The organism is Azohydromonas caseinilytica, assembly GCF_012927045.1.
Taxonomy (GTDB): Bacteria; Pseudomonadota; Gammaproteobacteria; order Burkholderiales; family Burkholderiaceae_C; genus Azohydromonas; species Azohydromonas caseinilytica.
The window spans coordinates 126,774-139,421 of sequence record NZ_JABBFW010000004.1; the positions used below are offsets into that span (position 1 = coordinate 126,774).

At 70.7% G+C, this 12,648-nt stretch carries 2 protein-coding genes; both read left to right on the forward strand.

All coding sequences use genetic code 11. The features are described 5' to 3' along the window. The first annotated feature begins 243 nt into the window (after nt 1-243). Nucleotides 244-11,544: an SPM autocatalytic domain-containing protein gene (locus HHL10_RS07755; protein ID WP_169159778.1), complete on the forward strand. Its 11,301-nt coding sequence runs from the start codon at nt 244-246 to the stop codon at nt 11,542-11,544. Nucleotides 11,545-11,763: 219 nt separating this feature from the next. Further along, nucleotides 11,764-12,576, forward strand: coding sequence for a hypothetical protein (locus HHL10_RS07760; RefSeq protein WP_169159779.1), 813 nt, complete (start codon nt 11,764-11,766; stop codon nt 12,574-12,576). Nucleotides 12,577-12,648 lie beyond the last annotated feature (72 nt).

A 12,648-nucleotide genomic window follows, 5' to 3' on the forward strand; every position in this document is an offset into this window, starting at 1 on the left:
CTTCAGGGCCCCGTCGATATGACGAAGGGAAACGCCCCGATACACATCAGGGCGTCAGCGTCCGGTGGCTTGAAGAGGGCCGCCGGGCACCGGATCACCACCACGACACCACCCTTCGGGAAACCCGTCGCTGCCGTCTGCAATACCGAGCCCAGCGGCCGTGCTTGTTAGAGGAACGCCATGCCCACCATCACTCCTGCGACCCCCACAGAAACGATCGCTGCGCTGACCCCGACTGAAGTCATGGCGCTGACCTCGGCGGACTGGGCGGCCTTCACCCCCGCGCAGGCCGCTGCCCTGACCTCGACGAGCGTGCTCGTCATGGGCAGCGAAGACATCCGCTACATGCAGCCTGTCAGCGTCGGGGCCATCAGCGCCGGCAGCATCAGCTCGCTGACGCAGACGGCCGTGCGCGGCCTGACCACGGCCCAGATCGTGGAGCTGACGCCCACGCAGACGGCCGCCATGACCGGCGTGCAGTTCGCCGCCTTCTCCAACACGCAGTTCGGCGCCCTGGGCACCGCCTCGCTCAACGCGCTGGGCCCGGCGCAGCTGGTGTCGCTCACCACCCAGCAGCTGGCCGGCCTGACGGCCGAGCAGGCGGCCAACATGGAAGTGGCCGACCTGACCCAGATCAGCGCCGCGGCCCTGTCGGCCGTGCGCACCGCGGCGATCGCCGCGCTCAACAGCGACCAGGTCAGCGCCCTGACGGCCTCGCAGCTCGTGGGGCTGACCAACACGCAGTTCGCCGCGCTGGACGTGGAAGACCTGGTGGCGCTGAGTACGGCCCAGTTCTCCATCCTCACCACCAGGCAGGTGGTCGGGCTCACCGCCACGCAGGTGGCCGGCCTGGAAGCGGCCGACCTCGGGGCGATCAACACCTCAGCCTTCCGTGTGCTGACCGCGGCGCAGCTGGCCGCGATCACGAGCGACCAGGTGACCGCGCTCAACGCGGCCCAGGTCTCTACGCTCAACGGCACGCAGGTGCGCGCCCTGGCGCCGGAAACGCTGACGGCCATGCAGACCGATGAGCTGGCCGCCATCAACAGCCTCGCCATCAGGAGCCTCTCGCTGGAGCAGGTGGCGGCGCTGACCTCCGAGCAGGTGGTCAACATGACCTCCTCGCAGCGCGTGGCGATGACCTCGACGCAGTTCGCGACGCTGGGGACGGAAGATGTCGCTGCGCTGAGCACGCTGCAGCTTTCCCAGCTCTCCAACGCGCAGGTCGCCGGGCTGACGGTCGACCATGTGACCCACCTCTCGGCTGCCCAGATGGCGGCCCTGAACACCTCCGCCATCAAGGGGCTGGGCCTGGAGGAGATCGCCGTCCTCACCCCCGCCCAGGTGGCGGCCCTGACCCCCGCGCAGCTCGGCGCCCTCACCAGCACGCAGATCAGCGCGATCGATCTCGGCGGCGTCAATGCGCTGAGCTCGGCCCAGTTCGCCAGCTTCTCCAGCGTGCAGGTCGCGGGCCTGACCACGCTGCAGGTGCAGGCCCTGGACAGCGCTGACCTGGCGGCCCTGAAGTCCACGGCCATCGAGGGCCTGGGCCTGGCGCAGGTCGCCGCGCTGAGCTCCGCCCAGGTGAACAGCCTGAGCACGGCACAGCTCAACGGCTTCACCGCCAAGCAGATGGCCGCGCTGGAGACGGAAGACCTCAATGCGCTGAACACCTTCCAGTTCTCCAAGCTGGGCTCCGAGCAGGTGGCCGGGCTGACCTCGGTGCAGGTCGCCAACCTGGAGCTGGCCGACCTGCAGGTCCTGCGCACCGACGCCATCGCGGTGCTGGGCACGGCCAACATTGCCGCGCTCGACAGCGCGCACATCGCCGCCCTGACCGGGGCGCAGGTTGCCGTGCTGTCTCCCGCGCAGATCGCTGCCATCTCCACGGCGGCCATCTCCGGCCTGGACACGCAGGACATCCGCATCCTGGGCTCCGCCGCCATCAGGGCGCTGTCCACGGCGCAAATCGAGGCGCTGACCAGCGCCCAGGTGGGCGCCATGTCGAGCCAGGTGTACTACCTCAGTAGCACACAGATCTCGGCCCTGCAGACCGACGACATCGTGGCGCTGACCCCGGCGCACTTCTCGCTGTTCGGCAGCCAGCACCTGGCCGGGCTGACGACGGCGCACATCCAGGCGATGGGCACCGAGGACATCGTCTCGCTGACCAGCACCGTGCTGGGCGGGCTGGGTACGGCCCAGATCGCCGCGCTGAGCACCGCGCAGGTGCAGGCCCTGACCCCGTACCAGCTCGTCTCGCTCAAGGCGGCGCAGCTGGCCGCCATGGAAACCCAGGACATCCAGGCGCTGACCACGAAGCAGTTCGCCGCCTTCGGCAGCGCGCAAGTGGGCGCGCTGACGGCGCTGCAGGTGCAGAGCCTCGAGACCCAGGACCTGGTCGTCCTGAACACCACGGCCCTCAGGGGCCTGAGCGCGGAGCAGGTCGCGGCGCTGACGACCGAGCAGGTCCAGAAGCTCACCGCGGTGCAGATCTCCTCGCTGGGCAGCGCGCAGATCGCCGCGCTGGAGACGCAGGACGTCCAGGCGCTGACCACGGCGCAGTTCGCCGCCTTCACCACCGCGCAGGTGGCCGGCCTGCAGCCCAGCCAGATCCCCTCGCTGGGCACCGATGACCTGGCCGCCCTGAGCTCCGCCGCGCGCGAGAGCCTGAGCGACGCGCAGATCGCGGCGATGACGCCCGCGCAGCTCGCCGCGCTGGGCTCCGGGGTGCTGGTCACCCTCACCAGCGAGCAGATCGCGGCGCTGGACCCGCTGGCCATCCAGGCCATGACCTCGGCGCAGTTCGCCGCGTTCACCAGCGAGCAGGTCGCCGGCCTGCGGCCCTCGCAGATCGGCTACCTGGCCACCGACGAGCTGGCGGCCATCACGCCCGCGGCCATCAAGGGCCTGGCCTCGGAAACCATCAACGCCATCAGCGCCGGCCAGATCACCTACCTGACCACGGCCCAGTACGCCGCGCTGTCCAGCGCCCAGATCGCCGGCATCCACGTCGGCGTCGTGCCGTCGCTGGCCACCGATGACTTCGCCGCCATCACCACGGCCGCCATCAAGGGGCTGACTGCGGCGCAGATGCAGGCCCTCACCAGCCAGCACACGGTGGCCCTGACCTCGGCGCAGATCCAGGCGCTCACCAGCGCGCAGATCGCCGCGCTGGACACGCTGGACCTGGTCCGGATGTCCAGCGCCCAGTACGGCGCCTTCACCAGCGAGCAGGTCGCCGGCCTGACCAGCGTGCAGCTCGCCAACCTGGAGTCCGACGACTGGAAGAACCTCTCGACCGCGGCGCTCCGGGGCCTGAACGCGGCGCAGATCACGGGCCTGACCACGCAGCAGGTCCAGCTGCTGGGCACGGACAAGATCGCCGCCCTCGACAGCGCCCAGCTGGGCGCGATGGACACCATCGACTTCAACGCCCTGACCTCGGCGCAGATCGCCAAGCTCACCAGCGCGCAGGTGGCGGGGCTGTCGGCGGTGCAAGGCGCCGCCCTGGGCTCCGAGGAGGTGTTCTACCTCAGCACGGACGCCATCCGCGGCCTGAGCACGACGGCCATTGCCGCGATGACCACCGCGCGGGTGGCTGACCTGAGCTCGCTGCAGCTGGCACAGCTCACCAGCGCGCAGGTCGCCGCCATCAACCCCGCGGCGCTGGCGACGACGTTCATCTCGACGCTGGAGATGCAGCAGTTCACGCCTGCGGCCATCCAGGGCTTCACCTCGGCGCAGATCGCGGCATTGCCCTCGGCACAGCTGCTGGCCCTGCTGCCGCAGCAGTTCCAGGCGCTCACCAGCGCGCAGATCGGCTGGCTGACCACGACCGCCATCCAGAACCTGACGCCCACGCAGTACGCCCTGCTCACCAGCCAGCAGGCGGTCGGCCTGACCGCCACGCAGCTGGCCAGCATGGTGATGTCCGACGACTGGAAGGCGCTCAGCGCCGACGCCATCCGCGCCCTGACCACGGCGCAGATCGCGTCGCTGGCATCCCAGCACCTGGTCAACATGGTGCCGGCGCAGCTGCAGGCGCTCACCAGCGCGCAGATCGGCGCGCTGAGCACGGTGGCCCTCAACGGCCTGACGGGCTCGACCCAGTTCGGCCTGCTCACCAGCACCCAGGTGGCGGGGCTGACGACCGCGCAGGTCGCCGCCCTGGTGGCCACGGACGACTGGAAGTACCTCAGCCCTGAGGCCCTCCGCGGCCTGAATTCGGCGCAGATCCAGGCGCTGACCACCCAGCACATGCAGCAGATCCAGTCGCTGCAGCTGCAGGCGCTGACCAGCGCGCAGATGGGCGCCCTGGAAACGGCCGACCTGTCGGCGCTGAGCTCGACGCAGTTCGGCTACCTCTCCAGCGCGCAGCTCGCCGGCCTGAAGGCCACGCAGGCCGCGGGCCTGGACTCGGCTGACATCGGCGGCTTCGCCGCCGATGCCATCCGCGGGCTGAGCACGGCCGTGATCTCCGGGCTCAACAGCCTGCAGATCCAGGCCCTGGCCACGAACCAGATGTCGCAGCTCACCAGCGCGCAGGTCGCCGCCATCGGCACCGCCGCGATCGCCGGCCTGCAGACGCAGGACATGACGCTGCTCAGCACCGATGCCATCCGCGGCCTGACCGCGGCGCAGATCCAGGTGCTGACCTCCGCGCAGATGGCGGGCTTCAACTCGGCGCAGATCCAGGCGCTGACCAGCAAGCAGATCGCCGCGCTGACCACGCAGGACTTCGTGGCGCTGAACGCCACCGCGCACTTCGCCGCGATGACCAGCGCGCAGGTGAAGGGCTTCACGCTGGCCCAGCTCGCCACCATGGCCTCGGATGACCTGCGTGCCCTGGGCACCGACGCCATCCGGGCGCTGAGCACGGCGCAGATCCAGGCACTGGGCAGCCAGCACTTCAACCAGCTCCAGACGGCACAGCTGCAGGCGCTGACCAGCGTGCAGATGGGCGCGCTGGAAACGGGCGACCTGTCGATCCTGAACTCGACGCAGTTCGGCTTCTTCTCCAGCGCGCAGCTCGCCGGCCTGAAGGCCGCGCAGGCCGCGGGCCTGGACTCGGCTGACATCGGCGGCTTCACCACCGATGCCATCCGCGGGCTGAGCACGTCCGTGATCTCCGGGCTCAACAGCGCCCAGATCCAGGCCCTGGCCACGAACCAGATGTCGCAGCTCAGCAGCGCGCAGGTCGCCGCCATCGGCACCGCCGCGATCGCCGGCCTGCAGACGGCGGACATGCAGCAGATCACCTCTGCCGCCATCCGTGGCCTGACCACGGCGCAGATCCAGCAGCTGACCTCCGCGCAGATGGCGGGCTTCAACTCGGCCCACATCCAGGCGCTGACCAGCGCGCAGATCGCCGCGCTGACCACGCAGGACTTCGTGGCGCTGAACGCCACCGCGCACTTCGCCGCGATGACCGGCGCGCAGGCGAAGGGCTTCACGCTGGCCCAGCTCGCCACCATGGCCTCGGATGACCTGCGTGCCCTGGGCACCGAGGCCATCCGGGCGCTGAGCACGGCGCAGATCCAGGCGCTGGGCAGCCAGCACTTCAACCAGCTCCAGACGGCACAGCTGCAGGCGCTGACCAGCGTGCAGATGGGCGCGATGGAGACGGGTGACCTGTCGATCCTGAACTCGACGCAGTTCGGCTTCTTCTCCAGCACGCAGCTCGCCGGCCTGAAGGCCGCACAGGCCGCGGGCCTGGACTCGCAGGACATCGGCGGCTTCACCACCGATGCCATCCGCGGGCTGAGCACGGCCGTGATCTCCGGGCTCAACAGCGCCCAGATCCAGGCCCTGGCCACGAACCAGATGTCGCAGCTCAGCAGCGTGCAGGTGGCCGCCATCAGCACCGCCGCGATCACCGGCCTGCAGACGCAGGACATGCAGCAGCTCACCTCTGCCGCCATCCGCGGCCTGACCACGGCGCAGATCCAGCAGCTGACCTCCGCGCAGATGGCGGGCTTCAACTCGGCCCACATCCAGGCGCTGACCAGCGCGCAGATCGCCGCGCTGACCACGCAGGACTTCGTGGCGCTGAACGCCACCGCGCACTTCGCCGCGATGACCGGCGCGCAGGCGAAGGGCTTCACCCTGGCCCAGCTCGCCACCATGGCCTCGGATGACCTGCGTGCCCTGGGCACCGAGGCCATCCGGGCGCTGAGCACGGCGCAGATCCAGGCGCTGGGCAGCCAGCACTTCAGCCAGATGCTGACGGCGCAGCTGCAGGCGCTGAGCAGCGCGCAGATGGGCGCGCTGGAAACGGCCGACCTGTCGAACCTGAACTCGACGCAGTTCGGCTTCTTCTCCAGCGCGCAGCTCGCCGGCCTGAAGGCCGCGCAGGCCGCGGGCCTGGACTCGCAGGACATCGGCGGCTTCACCACCGACGCCATCCGCGGGCTGAGCACGTCCGTGATCTCGGGGCTCAACAGCGCCCAGATCCAGGCCCTGGCCACGAACCAGCTCTCGCAGCTCAACAGTGCGCAGGTGGGCGCCATCGGCACCGCCGCGATCACCGGCCTGCAGACGCAGGACATGGTGCAGATCACCACGGCCGCCATCCGTGGCCTGACCGCGGACCAGATCCAGCAGCTGACCTCCGCGCAGATGGCGGGCTTCACCACGGCCCACATCCGGGCGCTGACCAGTGCGCAGATCGCCGCGCTGACCACGCAGGACTTCGTGGCGCTGACGGCTTCGACGCACTTCGCCGCGATGACCAGCGCGCAGGCCCAGGGCTTCACCCTGGCCCAGCTCGCCACCATGGCCTCGGATGACCTGCGTGCCCTGGGCACCGACGCCATCCGGGTGCTGAACACGGCGCAGATCCAGGCGCTGGCCAGCCAGCACTTCGGCCAGATGCTGACGGCGCAGCTGCAGGCGCTGAGCAGCACGCAGATGGGCGCGCTGGAGACGGGCGACCTGTCGAACCTGAACTCGACGCAGCTCGGGTTCTTCTCCAGCACGCAGCTCGCCGGCCTCAAGGGCTCGCAAGCCGCGGGCCTGGACTCGCAGGACATCGGCGGCATCACCACCGCTGCCATCCGCGGCCTGGGCGCCGACGTGATCGCCTCGCTCAACACCGCGCAGATCTTCGCCCTGACCTCCGCGCAGATGGCGCAGCTCGACAGCGCGCAGGTGGCCGCCATCAACCCGGTGGCGCTGCAGACCATCCCGGTCGCGGACCTGCAGGCCATCAGCGCCGAGGGCATCAAGGGCCTGACCTGGGCCCAGATGCAGGCACTGACGAACGCGCAGCTGCAAGGCCTGACCTCCGTGCAGGTCCAGGCGCTCACCAGCGCCCAGATCGCGATGTTCGACACGGCGGACATCCAGACCATGGGCACGCAGCAGTTCAGCGCGTTCACCAGCACGCAGGTGGCCGGGCTGACGCTGGCGCAGCTCGCCGCCATGACGGGCACGGACGACCTGAAGGTGCTCACCAGCGCCGCCCTGCAGGGCCTCAGCGCCGCGCAGCTCCAGGCGCTGACCACGGGGCAGATGCAGATGCTCACCTCAGCGCAGCTGCCGGGCTTCACCAGCGTGCAGTTCGCCGCGCTGGAAACGGACGACCTGCGCGCGCTGACCACGGCGCAGTACGCCGTGCTCACCAGCGCGCAGCTGGGCGCGCTCACGTCCGTGCAGGGCGGCGCGCTGGAGACGGCCGACCTGGCGACCCTCGCGCCTGATGCCATCCGCGGCATGAGCGCGGCGGCCTTCAGCGGGTTCGGCTCGGCGCAGATCGTGGCGCTGGGCACGAACCAGATGGCGCAGCTCACCAGCGCGCAGCTCGGCGCCATCAACGCGGCGGTGATCGGCAACATGGAAACCCGCGACCTGGCGCTGATCAGCTCCGACGCCATCAAGGGCCTGACCACGGCGCAGATCGTGGCGCTGTCGAGCACGCAGGTGCAGAACCTGGCGGCGGGCCAGATCGCCGGCTTCACCAGCGCGCAGATCGCCGCGATGGAGACGGTGGACTTCAACGCCCTGACCTCGGCGCACCTGATGCAGTTCACCAGCGTGCAGGTGTCGGGCATGACGACCGCGCAGATCGCCACGCTGACCACCCAGGAGCTGCAGTACTTCAACTCCTTCTCGCTGCGCGGCCTGACCGCGGCCCAGCTGGACTCGATGACCTCGGCCCAGCTGCAGGCCCTGGGCAACGTGGGCGTGGGCTCGCTCACCAGCAACCAGATCGCCCAGCTGAGCACGGACGACCTCAACGCCCTGACGCTGTCGCAGTTCGCCTCGTTCACCAGCGAGCAGGTGCAGGGCCTGACGAGCTACCAGGTCGCCAACCTGCCGGTGGCGAAGCTGGCCGCCATCACCCCCGAGGCCTTCGCGGCCCTGGGCACGGCGCAGGTCGGTGCCATCACCAGCGCGCAGATCGACGACCTGACCCAGGGGCAGTTCGCCGCGCTGTCCAGCGCCCAGGTGTCCGCCCTCCAGGCGGCAGCGATCCCCTACGTGGAGCTCGCTGACCTGGCCGCGATCGGCACCGCGGCGATCCGGGGGCTCTCCGGCTCGGCCCAGATTGCGGCGCTGACCACGGCGCAGATGCAGGCACTGACCCTGGACCAGGTGGCCGCGCTTACCAGCCGGCAGCTCACGTTCCTGGAGACGGCTGATCTCAAGGCGCTGACGACGGCTCAGTTCGCAGTGCTGAGCTCCGGCCAGCTGCGCGGCCTGGCGAGCAGCCAGATCGCCAGCCTGGACACCGAGGACCTCGCGGCCCTGAGCACCTCGGCCATCCGCAGCCTGGACTCGCACCAGTTCGGCGCGCTGACCAGCGCACAGCTGGCCGCGCTGAGCACGGACCAGATCCGCGCGCTCAGCTCCATCGAGCTGTCCACCCTGACCACCGGGCGCCTGGAGGCGCTGACCACGGCGCAGCTCGCCGCGCTCACGTCCGCCCAGGTGAGCTCGCTGTCGCTGGCGCAGGTCTACCTCATGGACAGCGAGGACATCGCGGCGCTGAACACGCAGGCCTTCGCGGCCCTGAGCTCGGCGCAGCTGCGCCAGCTCGGCGCCGTGGAGCTCGCCGCGATCACCACGGCGCAAGCCGCGGTGCTGAGCAGCGCGCAGGTGGCTGGCCTGCTCTCGGCCTCGATCCCGGGGATGGAAACCCAGGACCTGGCCGCGCTGACCACGGCCGCGATCCGGGGCCTGACCTCGCTGCAGTTCCAGTTCCTGACTGACACGCAGCTGCAGGCCCTGCAGACCGCCCAGGTGGCCGCGCTGGGCATCTCGCAGATCGCCACGATGAGGACGGAAGACCTCAACGCGCTGACCACGACGCAGTTCGCCGCCTTCGGCACCGCCCAGGTGTACGGGCTGACCACGAACCAGATCCAGAACCTGGAGCTGGAAGACCTGCAGGCGCTGAGCACTGCGGCCATCCGTGGCCTCAGCGCGACGCAGCTCAAGGCGCTGGACGGCACGCAGCTGGCGGGGCTGAGCTCGGCGCAGCTCACCGCGCTGCTGGCCTCGCAGGTCGCGGCGCTGGACACGGCGGACCTCAACGCGCTGAGCTCGGATCAGTTCGCCCAGTTCGCCAGCACGCAGATCGCCGGCCTGTCCACGGTGCAGCTGGCCAACCTGGAGCTGCAGGACCTCGCGGCCATCAACACCGCGGCCCTGCGCGGCTTCAGCAGCACGCAGATCTCGCGTCTGACCGACGTGCAGATCGCCGCGCTGACCACCGACCAGTTCGCCGCGCTCACCGGCACGCAGCTGGCGGGCATCAGCACGGCGGCGCTGGCCGGCCTGCAGACCGAGGACCTGGCGGCCATCGGCACCGCGGCCCTCAAGAGCCTGACGGCGGCGCAGCTCGCGGCGCTGAGCGACACCCAGGTGGCGTCGCTGACGCTGCAGCAGGTGGCCGCGCTCACCAGCGCGCAGGTCGGCGCGCTGCAGACGCAGGACCTCAACGCCCTGAGCGCGGAGCAGTTCGCCGCGTTCACGGCCACCCAGGTCGCCGGCCTGACGCAGCTGCAGCTCACCAGCCTGGAGTCGCAGGACTTCGGCGCGCTGAGCACCGCGGCCATCCGCTCGCTCAAGGCGGCGCAGCTGGCCCTGCTCACCACCGAGGAGATGGGCTTCTTCACGGCCGAGCAGCTGGCCGCGCTCACGGGCACCCAGCTGGCCGCGCTGTCCACGGACAACCTGAACGCGCTGAGCTCGGATCAGTTCGGCACGCTCACCGCCGCGCAGGTGGCGGGCCTGACCGGCACGCAGCTGTCCAACCTGGAGCTGGGCGACCTCGCCGCGCTGAGCACCGCCGCCATCCGCGGGCTGACCAAGACGCAGATGGGCTTCCTCACCAGCGACCAGGTCGCCAACCTCTCCGAGGAGCAGATCGCGGCGCTGACGGGCACGCAGCTCAGCGGCCTGTCGCCCTCGGTCATCGCGGGCATCGAGACGCAGGACCTGGCCGCGATCGGCGGCACGGCCCTGAAGTCGCTGACCGCGGCGCAGCTGGTGGAGCTCACCACCGCGCAGATGGAGGCGCTGACCGTGCCGCAGGTGCAGGCGCTCACCGCCACGCAGCTGGGCTTCCTGGCCACCGAGGACCTCAACGCCCTGGGCACCGCGCACTTCAACGCGCTCAGCGCGGCCCAGGTCGCGGGCCTCAACGTCTACCAGATCACGCAGCTGGAAGCGGCTGACCTGGCGGCGCTGAGCACGGCCGGCATCAAGGGCCTGACCGCGTCGCAGATCATGTCGCTGACCACGGACCAGGTCTCGGCGCTGGAGGTGGTGGACCTCAAGGCCATGTCGCTGACGCAGCAGTCGTACTTCACGGCTGACCAGAAGGCGGCCATGACCCCCGAGCAGCAGGCGGTGCTGGCGGCCACGCCGGTGGTGCTGGACCTCGACGGCAACGGCGTGAGCACCATCGCCGCAGCCCAGGGCGTGCAGTTCGACCTCTCCGGCACGGGCCACGCGGCCCAGGTCGGCTGGGTCGGCGCCGGCGACGCGTTGCTGGCCATGGACCGCAACGGCGACGGCGTCATCAACGACGGCCGCGAGCTGTTCGGCGAGGGCACCCGCGCCGCCGACGGCACGCACGCCGCCAACGGCTTCGCCGCCATGGCGCTGGAGGACAGCAACCACGACGGCGTGCTCAGCGCGCTGGACGTGAACTGGGACCGCCTGCGCCTGTGGGTCGATGCCAACCACGACGGCAAGACCGACGCCGGCGAGCTGCAGACGCTGGCGCAGCATGGCGTGGTGTCCATCAACCTGCAGGCCCAGGCCGGCACGGAGGTCGACAACGGCAACCTGCTGGGCCTGACGTCGAGCTGGACCGGCAGCGACGGCCAGGCGCATGCCGTGGCCGACGTGTGGTTCGCCAAGAACCACGGCGCCGCGCCGAGCGCCCAGGAGCTGCTGGCCGAGGCCCCGGCCAGCGTGCTGCCGGCCACCGAGCCGCACGCCGCGGCGGTGCTGCCCGCGGTCACCGCGGCGGTCATGCCGGTGATGCCGGTGCTGCCGGAAGAGCAGCGCCACCTGCCGCTGATCTGACGCGGCACCCGCCCGGGCCGGCTCTGCCGGGCCCCGGGCGGCGCCCAGGCGCATGCCCCGACGAAGCGGCCCCGAAAGGGGCCGCTTTTTTCTTGGGCGCCGAACAGCCCGGTTTCGCCCCGGCTGTTCGCCGCTTTGCCCGGGTCGCGGCTTCCTAGACTCGGCACACCCCGAATCCCGCTTTGCCCGGGCCGCGCGGGGCCCGCATCACCCATTCCCATGAACGCCGTCCAGCCCGACATCCATCTCTTCCAGATCGCCTACTCCGAGGCCACGCTCGCCGCCGTGGAGCCGGGCTACGCCGTGCTGGACAACCTCGCCAACCCGCGCCCGGACTGGTTCGAGTACTGGCCGATCCGGCGCTTCCTGCTGGAGCAGCCGCTCGACGAGCGCGCCTTCTACGGCTTCTTCTCGCCCAAGTTCGGCCGCAAGACCAGCCTGAGCGCGGCGCAGGTGCGCGCCTTCGTGGCCGAGGCCGCGCCGCGCGCCGACGTGGTGCTGTTCTCGCCGCAGCCCGACATGGGCGCGTTCTTCCTCAACGTGTTCGAGCAGAACGAGACCTTCGACCCCGGCTTCATCGACGCGTGCACGCAGTGGCTCGAAGCCGCCGGCCGCCCGGTGCCGCTGCGCCAGCTGGTGATGGACTCGCGCCAGGTCGTGTTCTCCAACTACTTCGTGGCCCGCCCCGCGTTCTGGCGCGAGTGGCTGGCGCTCAACGAGACGCTGTTCGCGCTGTGCGAGGGGCCGGACAGCCCGCTGCGCGGCGCGCTGTGCCAGCCCACGAGCTACCTCGGGGCGCACCGCAAGGTGTTCATCCAGGAGCGCTCGGCCTCGCTGCTGCTGGCCATCCAGCCGCACTGGCGCAGCGTGGCGCACGACCCCTTCGGCTTCGGCTGGTCGATGACGCGCATGCGCGAGCACCCGGTCGATGCCTTCATCAGCGACGCGCTCAAGCTCGCGTGGCGCGAGCAGCGCTTTCCGGAGTACCTGAGCGCCTTCGCCGAGGTGCGCCAGCGCTTCGCCGGCGGCTGAGGCGAGCGGCCTTTCGCCTGCCGCACCCCGCTCCAGCGCCGCGAATTGGCGCGGGAATGGCCCGCGACTCCG

Bases quoted from the DNA above. Each gene is read 5' to 3' on its own strand.
- HHL10_RS07760 (WP_169159779.1), top strand. From the start codon at position 11,764: ATGAACGCCGTCCAGCCCGACATCCATCTCTTCCAGATCGCCTACTCC.
- HHL10_RS07755 (WP_169159778.1), top strand. From the start codon at position 244: ATGGCGCTGACCTCGGCGGACTGGGCGGCCTTCACCCCCGCGCAGGCC.